The organism is Gibbsiella greigii, from assembly GCF_039540155.1.
Taxonomy (GTDB): Bacteria; Pseudomonadota; Gammaproteobacteria; order Enterobacterales; family Enterobacteriaceae; genus Gibbsiella; species Gibbsiella quercinecans.
Map to the genome: position 1 here is coordinate 56,382 of NZ_BAABEM010000046.1, position 19,143 is coordinate 75,524.

The 19,143-nt window shown below is 51.4% G+C and carries 20 protein-coding genes; 9 read left to right on the top strand and 11 right to left on the bottom strand.

The features are described 5' to 3' along the window. Positions 1 to 7: 7 nt before the first annotated feature. The gene (locus tag AC559G_RS19760; RefSeq protein WP_498914146.1) at positions 8 to 1,255 is read right to left on the bottom strand and encodes a type 2 periplasmic-binding domain-containing protein; all 1,248 of its coding nucleotides are present in this window, start codon (positions 1,253 to 1,255) and stop codon (positions 8 to 10) included. A 253-nt stretch (positions 1,256 to 1,508) separates the two neighbouring features. On the opposite strand from AC559G_RS19760, the gene AC559G_RS19765 reads away from it, so the two are divergent. Then, positions 1,509 to 2,681, top strand: coding sequence for an ROK family transcriptional regulator (locus AC559G_RS19765; protein ID WP_498914148.1), 1,173 nt, complete (start codon positions 1,509 to 1,511; stop codon positions 2,679 to 2,681). Between the two features lie 29 nt (positions 2,682 to 2,710). Here the strand turns inward: AC559G_RS19765 and AC559G_RS19770 are convergent, their stop codons facing one another. Continuing rightward, a complete protein-coding gene (locus tag AC559G_RS19770) occupies positions 2,711 to 4,060 on the bottom strand; it encodes an amidohydrolase family protein (RefSeq protein WP_498914149.1) in 1,350 nt (449 codons plus the stop codon). Between the two features lie 22 nt (positions 4,061 to 4,082). Further along, the gene (locus tag AC559G_RS19775) at positions 4,083 to 5,444 is read right to left on the bottom strand and encodes a purine-cytosine permease family protein (RefSeq protein WP_498914150.1); all 1,362 of its coding nucleotides are present in this window, start codon (positions 5,442 to 5,444) and stop codon (positions 4,083 to 4,085) included. Between the two features lie 210 nt (positions 5,445 to 5,654). Here AC559G_RS19775 and AC559G_RS19780 point away from each other — a divergent pair, with 210 nt between their 5' ends. Further along, positions 5,655 to 6,425: a TrmB family transcriptional regulator gene (locus AC559G_RS19780; protein WP_498914152.1), complete on the top strand. Its 771-nt coding sequence runs from the start codon at positions 5,655 to 5,657 to the stop codon at positions 6,423 to 6,425. Positions 6,426 to 6,457: 32 nt separating this feature from the next. Here AC559G_RS19780 and AC559G_RS19785 read toward each other — a convergent pair whose 3' ends face one another. From AC559G_RS19785 to AC559G_RS19820, 8 genes are all read right to left on the bottom strand, one after another. Further along, positions 6,458 to 7,141 carry an HAD family hydrolase gene (locus AC559G_RS19785; RefSeq protein WP_498914154.1) on the bottom strand — a complete coding sequence of 228 codons (684 nt, stop codon included), beginning with the start codon at positions 7,139 to 7,141 and terminating at the stop codon, positions 6,458 to 6,460. Between the two features lie 164 nt (positions 7,142 to 7,305). After that, positions 7,306 to 8,205, bottom strand: a complete 900-nt coding sequence (locus AC559G_RS19790) for a tagatose-bisphosphate aldolase (protein WP_498914156.1) — start codon at positions 8,203 to 8,205, stop codon at positions 7,306 to 7,308. A gap of 155 nt (positions 8,206 to 8,360) precedes the next feature. After that, complete coding sequence (locus AC559G_RS19795) at positions 8,361 to 8,894, bottom strand: AAA family ATPase (RefSeq protein WP_498914157.1); 534 nt, start codon at positions 8,892 to 8,894, stop codon at positions 8,361 to 8,363. Next, positions 8,891 to 9,328: a PTS sugar transporter subunit IIA gene (locus AC559G_RS19800; protein WP_498914159.1), complete on the bottom strand. Its 438-nt coding sequence runs from the start codon at positions 9,326 to 9,328 to the stop codon at positions 8,891 to 8,893. The genes AC559G_RS19795 and AC559G_RS19800 overlap by 4 nt, the downstream gene beginning before the upstream one ends. Before the next feature lie 6 nt (positions 9,329 to 9,334). After that, positions 9,335 to 9,607, bottom strand: coding sequence for a hypothetical protein (locus tag AC559G_RS19805; RefSeq protein ID WP_438598835.1), 273 nt, complete (start codon positions 9,605 to 9,607; stop codon positions 9,335 to 9,337). 58 nt (positions 9,608 to 9,665) lie between these two features. Next, positions 9,666 to 11,003 (bottom strand): PTS sugar transporter subunit IIC, encoded by a 1,338-nt coding sequence (locus tag AC559G_RS19810; RefSeq protein WP_438598836.1) that lies wholly within the window; start codon positions 11,001 to 11,003, stop codon positions 9,666 to 9,668. Positions 11,004 to 11,019: 16 nt separating this feature from the next. Continuing rightward, positions 11,020 to 11,310, bottom strand: a complete 291-nt coding sequence (locus tag AC559G_RS19815; protein ID WP_279025986.1) for a PTS sugar transporter subunit IIB — start codon at positions 11,308 to 11,310, stop codon at positions 11,020 to 11,022. Between the two features lie 9 nt (positions 11,311 to 11,319). Then, on the bottom strand, positions 11,320 to 12,300 hold the full coding sequence (locus AC559G_RS19820) for a 6-phosphofructokinase (protein WP_438598837.1): 981 nt from the start codon (positions 12,298 to 12,300) through the stop codon (positions 11,320 to 11,322). A 501-nt stretch (positions 12,301 to 12,801) separates the two neighbouring features. Here AC559G_RS19820 and AC559G_RS19825 point away from each other — a divergent pair. From AC559G_RS19825 to AC559G_RS19855, 7 genes are all read left to right on the top strand, one after another. Further along, entirely contained in the window at positions 12,802 to 13,095 is a 294-nt protein-coding gene (locus AC559G_RS19825) for a hypothetical protein (protein ID WP_498914161.1), read from the top strand. Positions 13,096 to 13,097: 2 nt separating this feature from the next. Next, a complete protein-coding gene (locus AC559G_RS19830) occupies positions 13,098 to 13,784 on the top strand; it encodes a GntR family transcriptional regulator (RefSeq protein WP_498914163.1) in 687 nt (228 codons plus the stop codon). Between the two features lie 45 nt (positions 13,785 to 13,829). After that, a complete protein-coding gene (locus tag AC559G_RS19835; RefSeq protein WP_498914165.1) occupies positions 13,830 to 14,651 on the top strand; it encodes an ABC transporter substrate-binding protein in 822 nt (273 codons plus the stop codon). Then, the gene (locus AC559G_RS19840) at positions 14,648 to 15,415 is read left to right on the top strand and encodes an amino acid ABC transporter permease (protein ID WP_498914167.1); all 768 of its coding nucleotides are present in this window, start codon (positions 14,648 to 14,650) and stop codon (positions 15,413 to 15,415) included. Before AC559G_RS19835 ends, AC559G_RS19840 begins: the two co-directional genes overlap by 4 nt. A 2-nt stretch (positions 15,416 to 15,417) precedes the next feature. Further along, positions 15,418 to 16,197 (top strand): amino acid ABC transporter ATP-binding protein, encoded by a 780-nt coding sequence (locus tag AC559G_RS19845; RefSeq protein ID WP_498914169.1) that lies wholly within the window; start codon positions 15,418 to 15,420, stop codon positions 16,195 to 16,197. An 85-nt stretch (positions 16,198 to 16,282) separates the two neighbouring features. Continuing rightward, the gene (locus tag AC559G_RS19850; RefSeq protein WP_498914171.1) at positions 16,283 to 17,824 is read left to right on the top strand and encodes a gamma-glutamyltransferase family protein; all 1,542 of its coding nucleotides are present in this window, start codon (positions 16,283 to 16,285) and stop codon (positions 17,822 to 17,824) included. A 703-nt stretch (positions 17,825 to 18,527) separates the two neighbouring features. Then, positions 18,528 to 19,143, top strand: a 616-nt coding sequence (locus tag AC559G_RS19855) for a hypothetical protein (RefSeq protein ID WP_498914173.1), incomplete at its 3' end; no start/stop codon positions are given.

Genomic DNA, 19,143 nt, shown 5'->3' on the forward strand with positions numbered 1-19,143 from the left:
TTCTTCCTTAGCGCAGCCGGGCCGCGCTTTTATCCACCGCCTGCATGCCAGCTTCCGGCGTTGTCTGCCCTTGCAGGATCTGTTGCAATTGTTGTTGCAGGGTGTTGGAGAGGCGCGAGTATTCAGCGGTTTCCGGGCGGGAGAGCATGACGTTGAGCGAGGTCTTCGCCGCCGCGATCAGCGCTTCTTGTCCGGCCTTCACCGCCGGATCGTCGTAGGACGATTGCCAAATCGGCAGGCTCAGCTTGGCGTATTTGTTCTGCACCGGCTGCGAAGTGATATAGCTGATATACTGCCAGGCTTGCTCCGGGTGTTGGCTGGCTTTGGCGATGCCCAGCCCCATCGAACCATTAACCGCGCCCGTTTTGCCCGGCGCGTCTCCCGGCGCAGGCACGATCGCCACCTCGCCGGCGACTTTGCTCTGCTGCGGATCGTTGGCCATGTTGTACATATAGGTCCAGTTGAGGGCGAAGGCAGCGTCACCGTTAGAGAACGCTTTGCGTACGTCCTCTTCCAGATATTCGCGCGAAGCCGGGTTAGTCAGCCCGCTATCCAGTGAGCCTTTCATCAGTTTCACCGCGCTCATTGACGCCGGGCCGGTGAAATTCAGCTTACCGTTCTGATAAAACTGGCCACCGAAGCCGGAAACGAGCGTGGTGTAATCGCACACCAGCGCTTCCGCCTGCGACCAACTCCACACCAGCGGGTATTTCACGATGCCTTTTTCCTTGATGATCTTGGCATCGTCCAATACCTGCTGCCAGGTCTGCGGCGGTTGGCTGATGCCTGCTTTGCTCAGCATCGCCTTGTTGTAATAGAGATATTTTGTGTCGAGGATCCACGGCATACCCAGCGTTTTGCCCTGATAGACCACCGTGTTCATCGCGCCGGGGAAGATGTTGGCTTTTTCCGCCGCCGGAATGCGGGTGCTGACGTCCTGTAACAGATCGAAACGGGTGAACTCCGCCGGCCAGATGGCGTCGAACAGCACCACATCGTAGCCGTTGCTGCTCGCGCCGTGCGCCGCTACGATTTTGTCGTGCAGTGCTTCGTAAGGCACGAATTCCAGGTTGACGTGGATGTCCGGATGCTGCTGTTCGAAGTCGTGGGTCATGGCGCGAATGTCGTTCTCGCTATAGGCCGCCTGCGTCATAAACAGCGCGCTGATTTGCGTATTGGCCGCCTGAACGCCGCCGCTCAGCGCCAGTAGGGCGAGCAGACCGCTTTGCAACCGTGGGGTGATTCGACGTTTCATTTTCTCTCTCCGCGAACGCTATAATTTATTAAATCAATTTGATTGATTTAATCGAGGACAAAAAAACCGGGTGTTGTCAGCCCGCTCAGAAATAAAGCAAGCTGCGTGCCAGTCTTGGCCGGCACATGGCGACCCGGCCAGTGCTCCTGTGGCGGAGCAGGGCGGGAACGCATTGAATATTTTCAAAAAATTAAATTGATTGTCGCCCCGGCTGAATTACATACTGAGCCGTCCGTTGTCTGGAATGCTGCCGATGAAAACCTCAGGAACCAATCTGGAACACGCCCGCGCCCACAACCGCCGGGTGATCATTGAAGCCGTCCGCCTATACGGCGAGCTGACGCGCGCCGAGCTCGCCCGCCTGACGGCGCTGACGCCGCAGACGGTGTCGAATATCGTGGCCGAGCTGCAACAGGCGGGGATCCTTTCCACCCATCTGCCACGCAAGGCCAGCGGGCGCGGCCAGCCGGCGATCCCGTTGACGCTCAACCCGGTCAGCGCCTACTCGATCGGCATTCACCTCGACCACCAGACGTTGCTGATCGTGCTGGTGGATCTGGCCGGTGAAATCCAGTTTCGCCGCCTTATCATGGTGCAAAAGCCCCAGCCGCATGACACATTACTGCGCATTGCCGGGGTGCTCGATGAGATCCGCGCGCATTTGGCGGCGCAGTGGCCCAAAGTGCTGGGAATTGGCGTGGTGATGCCTGGGCCGTTTGGCGTGGAGGGCCTTTCCTCGCAGGGGCCGACGACGCTCAACGGCTGGGAGCAGGTGGATGTGCCGGCGGAGCTGGCTCGCCTCAGCGGGCTGCCGGTGACGCTGGAAAATGATGCCACCGTCGCGGCAATTGGCGAGCGGTTTCACGGCGTGGCGCGGCGGCTGAACTCTTTCGTTTATCTCTATATCGGCACCGGGTTGGGGGCGGGGATCTTCGCCGACAGCCATATTTATACCGGCCATGCCCACAATGCCGGCGAAATCGGCCATATCGTGGCGCAACCGGGTGGACGAGCCTGCTATTGCGGTAACCATGGTTGCCTGGAGCGCTATGTGTCGTTACAGGCGGCCTACGAACACTGCGGGCTTAACCCGATGACCGCATTGCCGGACGATCTGCTTGATGTGGAACCGGCGCTGTTCGACGGTTGGATCGACAGCGCGCTGCCGCCGCTACGCCAGGCGATCAATATGATCGAATGTATTTTCGATGCGGAAGCAGTGATTGTGGGCGGCATGATGCCGCACCCGTTGCTGGAAAAGCTGATTAAACGCCTGCCGCCGCTACACCAGTCGGTGCGCAGCCGCTATCTCACCGACATGCGCGTGAAAATCGGTATGACCGGCAGCGACACCGCCGCATTGGGCGCCGCCGCGCTGCCGATTTTCGATGAGTTCAATCCGCAGTATCAGGTGCTGATGAAGTAGTGCGCGCCGAACGGCCTTAGTGGGCGCCGTTACGCCGCAGGCACCGGCTTATATTGCTCCCGGCGCCGTATCCAGTCTTCCCCCTGTTTCTGCGCCGCGAGCATGATGTCCATTTCGCTGGCCTTGGTGATAAGGCCGTGGCGTACCATAATGTCGCCTTGAACCATGACCGTATCGACATTCTCCCCCTTGGCGGAAAACACCAGATTCCACAGTAGGTTGGTCTCTTCCTGCTCGTTCCAGAAGACCGGCTGAAGGTTCGGCTTGAAGAAATTCACCAGAATCATGTCGGCGCTTTTGCCGGTTTCGATTGAGCCAATCTCGTCTTCCATATTCAGCGATTTCGCGCCGTTGATGGTGGCCATGCGCAGCATTTGCTTCGCCCCCATAATAGACGCGTCGCGCTGCGTCGCCTTTTGTATCAGAGAGGCGAATTTCATCTCCTGGAACAGATCCATACTGTTGTTGTCGATAACGCCATCCGAGCCGATCGAGACGTTCACCCCTTCGCGCAGCATCAGCGGAATGCGCGCTACGCCACAGCCCAGCTTAGCCGCCGAAATCGCGCAGTGGGCCAGGTTGGTGCCGGTGGCGGCCATCTTCTTGATGTCGTCATCGTTCACCCACACACAGTGGGCCAGCAGCGTCTTTTCGCCCAGAATGCCCCGCTGTTCCAGCATATCAATGGTCGATTTACCGAAGGTGCGGATGATCGACTGCTCCTCTTCCTCCTGCTCGCAACCGTGTGTATGAATGCCGACGCCGAACTCTTTCTGGGCCAGGATCGCAGCTTTGTACATGTCTTCGCTGCAGTAATACAGGTTTTCCAACCCCATCCATACCCGGATCCGGCCGTTCTGGCTCATGTGGTGCGTGTTGATCAGTTTCTCGTTCGCTTTGGTGCTCTCGAAGAAATCGTATGGCTGAACGTCCGCCGCATAGGGGGCCAAATGCACCCGCAGCCCAAGTTCCCCTGCGGCCTCGGCGCTGCGGTGCATAAAGCGGTACATATCCAGAATGGTGGTGCTGCCGTTCTTCAGGCATTCCAGATAGGTGAGCCTGGCGGCGTGGTAGGCGTCTTCCTCGTTGCAGGCCCGGTGCTCCAGATCGTAAATCGGCAACCAGTCGACCAGTCGTAAGTCCTCCGCCACGCCGCGCATCAGGCTCGAGTGGTTATGCGAGTCGATCAGGCCCGGCAGCAGCGCCATTTGTCCCCGGCCGTCGATGATCTCGTCGGCATCGGTGGGGAGTGGAATTGCCTCCTTGCAGCCAACGGCGGCGATGAGGCCGTTTCGAACGATCACCGTCCCGTTCCGGATGACCGAGTCCCGGCTATCGACCGTAAAAATGACAACGTTGGTAATTACAGTGGTTTTCATCGGTAGAGATCCTGTCTGGTTATTATGCTTTCCGGCTAACGTGTGCAGGCTGCCAGTTCTTCATCGGGAAGTAATACAGCACCAGGGCTGCAACGATGCCGACAATCCAGGCCATATCCGCGCCATCCAGCATTTTCGCTATTGGGCCGACATAAAAAGTAGAATTAATAAATGGAATTTCAGCGACGATGGCGATCAGGAAGGCAAAGATGGTGATTTTATTATATTTCCCGTAGCGGCCATGAACATCGAAAATATCCTGAATGTGATAGTGGCCCTTACGCAGCACGAAAAAGTCCAGCAGGTTAATCGCCGTCCACGGGATCAGGAAATAACTCATGAAATAAATAAAGTTGATAAATAGCGTCATGAAATTGCTTTCGCCGCCCAACAGGCTCAGAACAATATTGATCACCAGAATGGCGCCTAAAATAATCGTTCTTACACGCGGCGTGACTTTCAGGCTATTGAACGGTTGGATAGAGGTCACGACCGACATAAACGCGCCGTAGAAATTAAACACATTGATGGCGAACAAACCATAGACAATCAGGATATACATCAGCCAACTGTAGCCGTGGAACATGTCGGCCATTTTCCCGCCGGCATTATCGGAGAAGCCGGGAATGGTGGTGGCAAGCGCCGCGCCAATCGTCATCATCCAACTGCCGGAGAGCGCCAGACCGCTATAGGTAAACCAAAACACCTTCGGGGAAGATACGTCCGAGGGGAGGTAACGGGAATAGTCGGCGACATAGGGCGCCATGGCCAGCACGTAGGTGGCGATAATACCAACGCCCGAAACGAACAGCGTGAGGTTGAACGCGCTGATATTCCAGGCTCCCGCCGGCAGCGGCTGATTGAAGGCCATGATCGTGGCGATGCCCAGCACCACGAATGCGCTGATCGATAGCCATTTCTGGGTGAAGTGAATCAACCGGTAGCCATAAATGGCGATAAAGATGGAAATAAAAGTAAAGAGAATAATGATCCAGGTGGAGGAAAGCGGCAGGACATTATTTAACGTCTGGCTAATCAGCAACGTATTCGCCACGCCGAACCCCAGATAGACGAACATGACGAAAAACATGGGAATGATTGCGCCAAGTACGCCAAACTGCGCGCGGCTCTGGATCATCTGCGGGATCCCCAGGCGCGGCCCCTGAACGGAGTGCGAAGCCACGAAAACAGTGCCGATTGCGTTGCCCAGAACAATCGCCGCGATGCTCCAGAAGAGGTTTAGCCCCATCATCACCAATACCGTGCCGGTAACGATGGTGGTCAAATTCAGGTTCGCGCCGAACCAGACGGCGAACAAATCCTTTGGTTGCCCATAGCGATCTGACTCGGGAATATAGTTAATGCTGTGTTGTTCGATAGCCATATTTTTGACCTCCAGTGACCTTGCTATTTTTATTGATTTTTCAGACCTTTTTATTGGTTATCATTGGATAACCATAGTCTGTTACAGACCACCCTGATGTTTTTTATCTTCCGTGTAATAATTGGTTACTACCACGATAGTAACTATTAGAAAAACATTCCGCAATAAACGGCGCTCTGGTATAATAATTTCATATGGTTCTTTGCTTAAGTGGGTGGCATCTTGCTAGAGAAATTCGGGTTTTCACAGTATGAGAGCCAGGTGTACGAAGCGATTCTTTCCGCAGCGCGCCCTGTTGAAGCATCGGCCGTCGCTAAATTATCCGGCGTCCCGAAAGCCAAAGTTTATGAAGTGATCTCCCGCTTATTGGACAAAGGAATTTTGCTGGATTCGGTAATTGAAAAGAAAAAAGTTTATAAAGCCATTTCCATTGAGCAGGTCATTAAAAAGTTGACCTTGAAATTTCAATCCGATATCGAACAGTTAAAAAATGTTAAAAGGAAAAAAATCAAACCGGACGATCGGGTTTGGAATCTCGCGACAGAAGAGTCTATTTATGCCTATAGCCTGGCGTTAATTGATGGCGCGCAAAAGACCATCAATATTTCCACGTGGAAAGAGATTTTTCTTGTTTATCAGCCGCTGCTGGAAGAGAAAGAGCGGCAAGGCGTGCTGGTGGAAGCCCATGTCGTTGGCGAGCTGGAATCCAACCTGCGCAATCTGAGCAACTTCGTGCCACATGAAAGCCAGACCGGGCTGAAAAAATTCCAGAACATCGTCGTCGATGGCGCTGAAGTAGTGTTCGCCATTACCGAAGGGGAGGATTGGCACTCCATTGCCACCCAGTCCGAGCAGTTGGTCGATGTGTTCCGGGACTTCTTCTACCGGGACATCATCCTGACATTCCTGGAGGAAAAGTACCGTCATATCCTGCACAACGATGACGAGTACGTGGAGTTAATCAACAAGCTGAGGTATTGATCGCTGCGCCAGTACATATAAATTAGTTATGGTCAGTGTTCTGCGGCAAAACGCGCGATCTCATCCGGCAGTGGGTACATTGAACAGACCACCACATTTGCCCCCGCAGCCTCAAGTTTTTCTTTATGGCCTTTATAGGTATGGGCTCCGCCGGTAAAACCGATGACATACATGCCGGCCCGGTGTGCGGCCATCACGCCATGCACGGAGTCTTCGATGACCACGGTTTTTTCTGGTCTGGCTTTCATCTTCTGCGCGGCATGCAGGAAGATATCCGGCTGAGGCTTTGCGCGCCCAGGGCCGAGATCGACCGCCGAAAATATATTGGGCGCAAACAAAGGCGTTAAGCCCACTAGCGACAAGACAAAATCGACGTGTTCTTTACTTGAGTTTGAGCAGATGCATTTTGGTGTGGTTATTTTGCTGATGACTTCATCGGTTCCCGCGATTCTGGTCAGCTGTGCCTGGAGTTGTTTTATCAGGTTGCTGGAGAACTCCAGGTGAATGCCGCTGGGGATAGTAACGTGTTTGTTTGCCTTGACCTTATTGATGAGATCACCCCAGGCAAGCCCGCTGTACTCAGTGGTGAACTCTTCAAAGCTAATATCCACGCCGTATTTTCGTAACAGGGATATTGCCAGTTTTATACCTACATATTCTGAATCAACAAGTACGCCATCGCAGTCGAAAATCACCAAATCCGGGTTATTAGCCATTTGCATTACCTAAAAGCGAGACTGGCCGTAGATTATATAATCTGGCGGCCAGTTAATCAAAATATATACCCGCTATACATCCAGCCGCAGACGCGTTGTTAACGGTAACAACGTATTGTCCTGCAACTCGAATTGTTTTGGGTATATAATGTTTTTTTAATCGATCATTTATTTCTGTATTTCGCTAACAGTTGTTGGATATCCCGTAAACGCGATACGGCAATAGATGATAATTTTTCTTTGGAAATATTTCTGTCAAGAGAAATACAATCTTTCCACAGCGAGCGCCCGGCGATAACGCCGGATGCGCCGTTTCTCAGGGAAATATCCACCTGCTTGAGGAAGGTGCTGTGATCCACGCCCGCAGACAGTACCGCCCAGGGAATATCACCACAGATTTCGGTGACTTTCGCACAGGCTTCCTCGGTGCCTGGATAGGGGATTTTCAGCACCTTAGAACCGCATTCGATACAGGCTTTGCAACCTTCCTGAATCAGCTGCGGAATTTTACGCTCGAACTCTTCCTTACTTTCGTTTTCCAGTTTATAGGTGAGGAACTCAACCACCAGAAACAGATCTTCACGGGCGAAATCTTCGATAACCGTACGCAAGGTGGCCAGATTAGCGGTGTTTGCCGCCGGCGTATCCATGCGTAAATAGATCATGATTTTTCCGCCGGTGGCGCCCAGTTCACGCACTTTGCGTGCATTCACGCCTTCCACCATGGTTGATATACGGTAGCCTTCAGGTGACGTTTCCCAGCCAGAGGCATCCAGGCCGACAAGCAGCCCGGTATTGCGCGGCAAAACGCCGTCATCAATAATGCCGGGCACCGCGCAAAGCGGATCAAGCAGCACACACCCTGCTTCAGCAGCCAGATAACGGGTGATGTCGTATTTGGTTTTTCCCAGCGTATCGTTGCTGATTTGCGCCTGTTCTTCCGGTGTGCTTGCCAGCAGTGTTCTCATACCGCCGCGCTGATCGCAGGCAACAACCATCATTGATCCGGCAGCATCACAAATCATTTGGTAACCACGGCGTTCTGCAGTTGTCATCGTGTTCATTCGTAACTCCTCATGCAATAGAGATATCCTGCATATTTCAAGCTGCCTATGCGCAGGGGCTCCCCCCAGGCTCTTAATTAAATAAGTTCCTGTCGGTTTATTCTGCCGCCCTGCGTGCCACTTGAAATCTATTGGATATGTTTTTTAAGCGAAATTTAAACTACGTGATTGCTGACCCATGAAATAAGGCCTTCATTATCGATTTCCGCATCCTGATCGACGGTATATATATCGCCGATCCCCATGGGGTGCGCTTTCTGGGCTAAACGCATTAATTCAGGAATATATTCCTCACCCGGGTGCCCTTTAACGCGGCGGGTACAGCGCGATTTGTAGCGCTCCGCCACCCGTTCCGGTGATATTTTATTCCAGATCTCAATGGTTTTTTTTGCCCCGCACAGTTCCAGATAGTCTGCCAAAACAGATTTTTCACGGAAGCCGAACCAGGCATCCAGTATAAATACACTGTCTGGTGGGGCGATTTTCACAATATTGAACATGGATTCATAAGCAGCATATCCGAGCTTCCTGTTCAACGGCCTATCAATAATTTCAGAGAACTGAACCATAAAAGGCTCTTTGATCTCATCAATGCTTAATACAGGAATATTAAAACGTTCAGCAATAATCCGTGAGACTGAACTTTTTCCTGATGCCGGTATGCCATTAACTAAAATCAGTTTTTTCATAATAACCCAAGAATTTCATCAATTGTTGTGGCTCGTCTGATTTGAGATAGCGTATCTTCTTTTTCCAATAGACCTACTATTGATGCGATGCCATCAGTGATATGTGCGTCACCGTCAACACCACCAAACATAATGACAATATCCACGGGTTCGCTGTCATTAATGGACACGGGTTTTCTGAGCGTCATCATACTAAAGCAATTTTTCAGCACGCCACATTCCGGCCTGGCATGAGGGATTGCTATGCCTTCATCAAATACATAATATGCCCCGTATTCCAGCGTGTTTTTAATGACTGCTTTCGGATACTCCGGCGTAATAAATCCCCCTTCGATTAATGGCTTTGCGGCCCGGTTAATAATGTCTTCCCATGAGCAACTGTTTACTCTTACCTGAATATACGGGTTCTCTGATAGAAACGCTCTGATGCTCATAAGCCCTCATATATTTTTGCGAATGGTGTTTCGTAATTCATCGATTTTCACGAAAATATCATCAATTTTATCCCGATGGCGCGTGCTGCCTGAGAATATATTGATGGCCTGGTTATATTTAACCATCAGCTGTTTCTGGATCGTATTATCAGCAGGGTTCTGCGATAAGCGCTGCTCCAGATCTGATAATTCCTTTTCGATGACTGCTGCAGACTCATCGTTTGCATTTTCTGCCTTCGGCTCAGCTGAGCTGAAGAGATTTTTCAACTTTGAGAACATAACGCCTCCGCACATCTTTTTTGACGTGGTGCAGTGCCTATCACGTTAATTAGCCGGTTTATTTCGTCAGTTTTCGGTTTGCCAAATAGGCAACGATAGCGACAAAGGCGATGAAGCCCACCACGAACGGCCAGTCGTTTTGGAAAGCATGGCCGAGCACCAGACCGGTACTGATGACATCGGAATCACTGAAGGTCACGCCGACAAAGCCGAAGGTTTCGAGCAGCGGCACCAGGATTGCCGGCAAGAACGTGATAAATAGCCCGTGGACCACCCCACCGATAATCGCGCCTTTTCTGCCGCCCAACGCGTTGCCGAACACCCCGGCAGCGCCACCGGCAAAGAAGTTGGTCAACAGGCCGGGCAGGATCATGGCGAGGCCGAACATCGGGAAAATGATCATCCCCAGAATCGAACCGACGGTGGTGGCCAAGAACCCGACGATGACCGCATTCGGTGCATAGGGGAACAACACGGGGCAATCCAGCGCGGGTTTGGCATTGGGCACCAGGCGCATGGCGATACCACGGAAAGCCGGTACCAATTCATTCAGCAGTAAGCGCACGCCGCTATACAGCACAAAGACGCCGGCGACAAATTGCATGGATTGCATGAATGAATACATCAGGTAATTGGTGCCATTGGCATACTGAGCAATGTATGCCGGGCCGGCGAAAACGGCGGGGATAAGGTACATTGGCACCATAATGACCGCCATCGACAGGTAAGTGTCCTGGAGAAACTTGAAGTTATCAGGCAGTTCCAGATCTTCCGTCGATTTTGAGTTTTTACCCACGGCGCGTGCCACCGCCGCTTGCACCAGGTAACCGATGGTGCAGAAATGGCCCAGGGCCACATCGTCTGAATCGGTGATTTTGCGGACAATCGGCTGGGCCAATGCCGGCATCAGCACGGCCATAATGCCGCCGAATATCCCCCCGGTCAGAATCAGCGTTGCGCCGGTCAGCCCGGCCTTATAGCCAATGACTGTGCCGATGGTCGCCATCCAGAGCAGCGCCTGGCCCGTCAGAAAGATGTATTTGAAGGGCGTAATGCGCGCAATGATAATGTTAACGACGAAGATAACCAGCAGCGTCAGCGCCACCTGTGAGCCCAGCTCGCGGTTCGCCAGGCCAGCGATGGCCGCAACATCCGTGATGTAACCCTTCATGCCAAAACCACTGGTGAAGATGTTGTTGAGGAATGTCAGCGTCTCCACAATGATGTTGATGCCGGCCATCATGATCAAAAAGCCGAGCAGGGTTTTAAACGTACCTTCTAACGTTTTACCGACAGATTTTTTTTGCAGGATTAGGCCGATCATTGCGATTAACGCAATTAATATTGAGGCTTGGCCTAATAAATCCTTTACCAGGAAGTTAATTATAGTATCCACTTTATCACCTCATCTTTCAGATTGAGTTAATATAAGCCAGAATTTTTTCTTCTATTTCTCGCTTGTCTGTCAGCTTATTTAACACGATGACCTTTTTCATCTGTTCTTCGCTAGCATCCGAGTTTAAAATATCGGCAAACATCTTCTGTGTTAGAATGATGTCGTATTTAAAGGATGAGGCCTCGGATACCGTTGTATGGTTTATCTCGGCATCGATACCTAGTTTTTGTAATACGGACTTTGCGCTCATCTCAATAGCAAAGCTTGAGCCGAGGCCGCAGCCACATACGCAGAGTACTTTGAGCATGTTATTACCTCATATAAGGTTGTTTATTTTTGCGAGTTTGTAGATATTGCTATCTTTATCAACTAACCGTTTATTAGAGCTTTCAAGATCTATCGGTATAGCCTTATTATTATTGTTTATTACAATGATTTTATTGGTCAGGCCGGTGTTTATGCACCGAACCACTTCTTCAGCCAGAATGGCGCCTTGTATGATCTCCTCGCCGGTTGGCACGCCGCTTCGTAATCCAAAACCCAGGATGGTTTTTCTGATCCTGATACCAATCTTATGTTCGATTTTGCCAATCATGGTATCGATGGCGCCCTGAAAACCTGGGGTATATTCTCTGGTATAGCCCTCCGAACATAAAATAATGACGCTATTCTGTAGCTTGATCTTGCTTTTTATCTTCTCTGCAAGAATATCAATATCCCATGGCGATTCAGGAATAAGCGCAATATCCGCATTGCTTTTTAACGCCGCCTGCAGGGTAAGTTCACCGCAGTAACCGCCCAGCAGCTCTATCATGAACACCCGGCCCGGCAACCCACGCCCGGTGTTTCTTAACTTGCCCACCTCACTGATAACCTGCTCACACGCCGTGGAAAAACCAATGGTGTAGCTATTGCCGGTAATATCGTTATCAATGGTCATCCCAATGCCGTAACAGCTAATGCCATATCCACTCAGCGTTTTTAAAAACTGGAAAGATCCATCGCCACCGGCCATGATCAAAGCATCGATCTTTCTATGACGTATGTTTTTGGCAATCTTTTCATAATCCGCTTTTTTGCATTTGTCTTCTTTCCTGCCGGACGAAATCAACGGCATTGGCGAAATTGAAAAATCAACCAGATCGCGCCATGAGATTTCTTTGAACCTATTCTCTATCAGGCCATTAATACCGCCATCGAAAATCACTATTTCAGATTCGGTCATACGGCTAACCTGAAACAGGAAATTATTTATGCCGCTGACATCACCACCGCTAATGACCAAACCTATTTTCATGGGATGACCTCAGTTCCAATCCTTCGCCTTTAATGTGAATTGATTGTTGATAATCGATGGGATCGTTTTTTTGACAGATGTCACATTTATTCAACGTGAGACACCAGTGTCACCACTTGACAGCGGTTTTATGATATGAAATATGTGATGAATATCACTTTATTTTTTGACGTATTTTTGAAATTAAATCTGTAATTATTTGTTTTTTATTACCTTGTTTGTTTTTTCTCGAAAAAGGGCGGCGTGGCGGTTTTCCCCTGTATTTCTGTTTTTACTTTTGTGAGTTATTTCACATTTACTTTTCACTTTCAGCGATCTGATTTCTAACCCGAGAATACACCTATTAATAATGCGTATTTCCCCGTGTGTGAAAAACGTGGTTGCGGCTGGAGGTTAATGGTTATGCGTTTTTATTAATATTCTCGGCGCCAACCTGGAATTTTTCAGTAGGAACCGTAGGTTCATGATGATGGCGCGCGTTATCCCATCAGGTAAATTTATGTGATGGCCCAATTTTATCGCCTGTTGCCCGGCCGTGATGTCGGGCAGGGTGCTGCCGGGCTGAAAACCGGAAAAGATGAAGGCAATACGGCGCTTTTTTGCGCCGGGGTGAGCTGCATCATGTTGGCACGGGCGCTGCTCAATGGCGGTGCAGAAACGTACAGAACGGCGAAGCCTGGCGCTAATTTTATCGATAAATCTGATTTATCCGTTTGTTTTAACTATATATTTAATAAATGGCTCATATTTTGCACTGTTGGATTTATGTATCTTTGGATCCAATGTGACAAATAAATATGAAAACACATGCCAACGTTCTCCTTTCCCTTACGGCTGACGATTTCTCTGGCTCGGTTGCTGCCAGCGCTGAAGATGAAGCCTATCGATATTTGCTCGATGGTATCTGTCGTGGCCGGTTGCCACAGGGCGCGCGCCTGATTGCGGAAGATATCGCCACTGAATTGCAAATGAGCCGGATGCCGGTCAGAGGCGCATTCAAGCGTTTGGCGGCAGAGCATTTGCTCACCTTAAGGCCGAACCGTGGCGCCGTCGTCAGCGGCCTGAATCAGGCGCAAATGCGTGAGGTGTTTGAAATGCGCGCGGTCCTTGAAGGGTTGGCGGCGCGTATTTCCGCGCCGTTGCTCACGGCGAAGCATATTGCCCATATGCACCGGCTGTTGAGCCTGATGGAGGACGAGCCCCACGATCCTTACGACTGGGTAAATCATCATCGGGTATTTCATGAGTTTATATGTAGCTTTAGCCAACGGCCCCGCCTGATGCGCCAGATAAGCCTGCTTAATTCTTCTATCGCGCCTTATATGCATCTGTGGCGCCAGCAGCTTAGCCAGCCAACGGACGATCGCGCTACGCATGCCGCGTTGATTGATGTGTTTGCCTCCCGGGATCCGGATGCCGCCGAACGGGCGATACGGCAACATGTGGAAGAAACAATTCCTTTATTAAACAGTGTATTAAATTGAGTTTCCCAGGGTGTTCTCACAATTCACTGACTTGTGGAGGTTTTCATGTCTGTTCGTCTCGTTCAACTTTGTGCGTTATCCGTACTGCTCGCGGCCCAGTCTGCACTGGCAGCCATCACGATCCCTGAAAGATTCCAGCATGTTGATAGGATCACCCTGTGCGGCGGCATGGACTCACCGCCGATTGGCTTTTCCAACGCGCAACAGCAATTGGAAGGCGTGGTGATTGATTTTGGCAATGAGATCGCTCGCCGGTTGGGCAACAAAAAGATCAACTGGAAGATCATCCCTTTTTCCGGGCTGATTCCGGCCTTATTGGCAAAACAGTGCGATATGTTGGCGGACCAGTTGTTCGACAAACCGGAACGCCGTGAGGTTATTGATATTGTTAACTATATGTATTCGAGCCAATCGGTGGTCGTTCCGCACGGGAATCCTAAAAATATCCACAGCATTGATGATTTGGCCGGAAAAAAGGTCGCTGTGCTGAACGGTTCCACGATCCGTTCATTGTTGGAAGAGGCCAGCCATAAGCTCACTGCCGCGGGCAAGCCGGCCATCAACCTGGTGGTGTTTAATACCGATGTTGATGCCTTCCAGTCATTGCGTATTCAACAAACCGATGCCTACGGCACCACGGTGGAAACGGCGGGTTATTACCAGGCAATGGCGCCCGGGATGTTTGAAAGCGCCGTGCCCGCATTCGCCAAAATTCTGACGGGCTTTGGGTTCCGCAAAGACGATAAAGCCTTCAGCGCAGCGGTGCAGCAAATCCTGGCCGATATGCAGGCCGATGGCAGTTATCAGAAACTGCTTGATAAATGGCATATCAGTGGTGATTCATTACAAGCGGGCCAACCATCATGAACTTTCAATGGGATATCTTTTGGCAGTATCTATTGAAACCAAGTGACGTGTATTTATATGGGCTGTGGTTAACGGTCATTATCGCCGTCAGCGCCATGCTGCTGGGGGGAGTATTTGGTTTGCTGGCTGCGCTAATGCGCCTTTCCTCACGCCGTTTGCTGCGCTACCCGGTTCAATTTTATGTTTGGCTGATGCGCGGAACCCCGCTTCTGGTGCAAATCGCGTTTCTTTATACCGCGCTTGCGGCCGGCGGTATTTTTAATTTCCGCGATATTCAGTTGGGGCCGATTTTAGTGCCGGGCAATATTCAGGCCGCTATTTTGGCGCTGGCGCTTAATGAAGGCGCTTATATGGCCGAAATCATTCGCTCTGGCCTTAGCGCTGTCGATAAAGGCCAATATGAAGCGGGAAAATCTCTTGGCATGAACTTCCCGGGAATCATGCGCCGCGTCATTCTGCCGCAGGCTTTCCGCGTCATGATCCCGGCGATCGGCAATGAGTTTAACGTCATGTTGAAAAACACCACACTGGTCAGCGTGATCGGTGTGCAGGAATTGCTGCTCAGCACGCAGATGATTACTTCAGCGACGTTCCGGGTTTTCGAGCTGTATTTGGTTGTGGCGATTTATTTCCTGGTGTTGACCACGCTGTGGGGCGTATTCCAGGGGTGGTTAGAAAGACGTTATTCCACGGATGTTCGCCGGGTTTCGGCGATGCAGCGGCTGTTGGGTGAGAAATACGTAAAGTTACTGCGGGGGCGCTAAAAATGACCGAACCCTCAACGGATATCGTGATCTCCGTGAAAGATCTGCATAAATCGTTTGGCGATGTCGAGATTCTACGCGGCATTTCGCTGGACGTGCATCGTGGCCAGGTCGTTGTGCTGATTGGCGCCTCAGGCTCAGGAAAAACCACGTTCATTCGCTGCATTAATTGGCTGGAAGAAGCCCAGCGCGGCACTATCCGGATAAATGGCCAACTGATGGGATATCGGGAACTGGCTGATGGGCGCCGGGTGCGGGACAAAGAGCGTAACATCGCCCGCCGCCGCCGGGATGTCGGCATGGTTTTTCAGCTATTCAACCTCTTCCCTCATATGACGGTGCTGGAAAATATTATTGAGGCTCCATTACAGGTTGCCGGCATTCCCCGTGATGAGGCCTGTGCGGATGCGATGCGGCTGCTGGCCAGGGTTGGTCTGCAGGATAAGGCGCACTGTTATCCCGCACAGCTCTCTGGTGGCCAGCAGCAGCGCGTGGCTATTGCTCGCTCTCTGGCCATGAAGCCGCAGGCGATCTTGTTTGATGAACCCACCAGCGCCCTCGATCCGGAAATGGTGGGCGAAGTCCTGCAAGTGATGAAAGGGGTGGCCCAGGAAGGGATGACGATGGTGGTGGTGACGCATGAAATGGCTTTCGCCAGAGAAGTGGCCGATGTGGTGGTGGTGCTCCACCAGGGCGAATTGATTGAACAGGGTACGCCTGAACAAATTTTTGGGCACCCCACACACCCTCGTACCCGTGATTTTTTGCGCCGCGTACTTTGATGATTAAGGGCATGTCATGTTTGAATTTTCCGCACACCGTTATCCTTATGCTTCCCAACGCCAGTGTGTTTATGCGCGAAATGGGATGGTGAGTACCACGCAGCCTTTGGCCGCGCAGGTGGGTATTGAGATGATCAAGCGTGGGGGCAATGCGATCGATGCCGCTATTGCGGCAGCCATCACGCTGACTGTGGTGGAGCCGACTGGCTGCGCCGTGGGCGGCGATGCGTTTGCGCTGGTTTGGGTTAAAGGGCAACTACATGGCCTGGACGCCAGTGGCTATGCGCCAGAGGAACTCAGCATTGAGGCTTTGCACGCCAGAGGGCACCAGCGTATGCCGCTTTATGGCTGGGAGCCGGTCACCGTGCCTGGCTGCCCCGCCGCCTGGCGCGCGCTGTCCGCCCGTTTTGGCAAGCTGCCGTTTGACGAATTGTTTAAACCCGCCATCAAACTGGCAGAAGAGGGGTTCCCGGTTTCACCGGTGGTTGCCCGGCAATGGCAGCAGGCGCTCGACGGCTATCAGCAACATTACACGCCGTTATTTGATGCCTGGTTTAACACGTTTTTGCTTGAGGGGCGGGCGCCGCGGGCGGGGGAGATTTTCCGTAATCCAGATCTCGCCAAAACGTTACGTGAGCTGGCGGCCAGCGAGGTGGAAAGTTTTTATCGCGGCGAATTGGCCCAGCGGCTGGTCGCCTTTTCCCGCGCAACGGGGGGCTATTTGTGCCTTGACGATCTGCAGGCCTATCAGCCCCGTTGGGTTACGCCCTTGCGGCTGAACTATCGCGGTTACGATATTTGGGAAATACCGCCCAGCGGCCAGGGGTTAATTGCGTTGATGACGCTGAACACGCTACAGGCATTTAACTTTAGCCAGCGTGATCATGAACTGACCTGGCACCGCCAGCTTGAGGCGATGAAAATGGCGTATGCCGATGGCCAGCATTACATCACGGATGCCGATGAGATGCGCCTGAGCGCGGCAACGCTGCTTTCCCCGGCGTGGGCAAAGCGCCGGCGTGATGAAATCACCCACCAGGCACAACCGCCGCAGCATGCGGAACCCCAGTCTAGCGGCACGGTTTACCTGGCCTGTGCGGATGGTGAGGGCAACATGGTGTCGTTCATTCAGAGTGCTTACCACGGTTTTGGCTCGGGCGTTGTGCTCCCTGGCAGTGGCATTGCTTTACAAAACCGGGGCTCGGAATTCAGCCTGGATCCGGCGCACGCCAACTGTTTACGGCCGGGGAAAAAAACCTTTCACACGATTATTCCCGGTTTTATCAGTAAAGGTGAGCGCCCGCTTGGGCCATTTGGCGTGATGGGCGGCTATATGCAACCGCAGGGGCATGTACAGGTGGTGATGAACCTGATTGATTTTGGGCTTAATCCCCAGGCTGCGCTTGATGCACCGCGCTGGCAGTGGCTGGGGAATATGCAGGTGGGCATTGAGCAACATACGCCGCAAGATCTGGCATTAGCGCTGGCGCAGCGCGGCCATCAGGTCCGCATAGACTGCGACTCGCTGGACTATGGTCGGGGGCAAATTATTCTGCGCGATCCCGGCAGCGGTATCCTGTGTGGCGGCTGTGAGCCACGGGCTGATTCCTGTATCGCCGTGTGCTGAAAATAACGTGTGGAGCAGGGCAGGCCGTTGCCGTTTTGCCCCGCACCGTTATGTATTGAACACCGCCGGGATAAATATTTGTTGTGATGACCGATGGTATCCCCTTATCTGGTGATAAAACCTAATAATGATAAAAAAACAGTATAAAAAACTGATCCATTTACTGGTGGGATTCGGGGTGTAAAGCCGTTTCTGGAAAGTATATTTATATTACTATTCTCACATTTTACCTTATGTCAATTGATGTGTGGTAGGTTAATCCTTATTTTAAATAACTAGTAGGATAATATTTTGATGATTCACCTGTGATTGTGGTGGCTTTTATTTGTGCAGAAATTCAGTAGTATATATTTCGTAGAACGTGGTTGATATTTTGTTTTGCTTGTTCACTTTGTGTTAGGGGGCCCGGTTAATCAGTGTTTACGCGTCAAGGTAAATGCTTTTATTGTCTGCTCGTCTAGTCTTCTATTTTTCTTTTCTCATCGTATCAGTTTGCTATGGAAGGGCATGCTTATGATTAAAAGATAATTTTTTCTCACCATAACACACAAATGGATTGATCTGCCTTGGAATTCTCTACTCTGGGGCGGGTGGGGTATTTAATTTTTTATTGGTGAAAGTAATGAGTGTTCAATTATTAATTAAAGATATAAAAGGGAACGTTGTATCACAGCACTCCTTAAACTCGAAGCATCCGTTATCTTTGCGTGCACCGCAACAGCCAGTATTCTTTGAAATTCATAGTAATGATGGTCACCCGCCTAAGGCGATTAAAGTCGATCAGTCCTATGGCGAACTGAAACTGAAGATAGCTGATAACAACGCGAATGAAAGCTATGACATCGTTATCGAAAACTTCCCGGATACTGAACCGCCGGTGATTACCGCCGCGGGTGCGGATGGCGTGGTGTATCCCTATAGTTACGACGTTGAAAGCGGTCTTTATCAGTTCCCTGTGGCTGAATCTACAGCCAGTGAAATAACCCCACCCAGCCTGGAGGCGATGCTTAGCGTTGGCAGTGCTTTACTTAGCGCTGCGGCATTAGGCGTGAGCATCAGTGCCCGGAATAGAAGCCATCAGGGGTACAACCCGGACACCAGCGACAGTAACGATGCCAGCACCGGTGAGGGAAGCGGAGGCACTGATACGGTTGGTAATTCAGGTTCATCTGAAGGCACCAACACCGGCGTGGTGATCACCGACGATAGCGGCAACGTCATCAGCGACGGCGACACCATCACCGACAATACCCCGACCCTGAGCGGCAGCGGCCAGACGCCGGGTTCGACCGTGGTGATCAGCGACGGGGATACCGTGC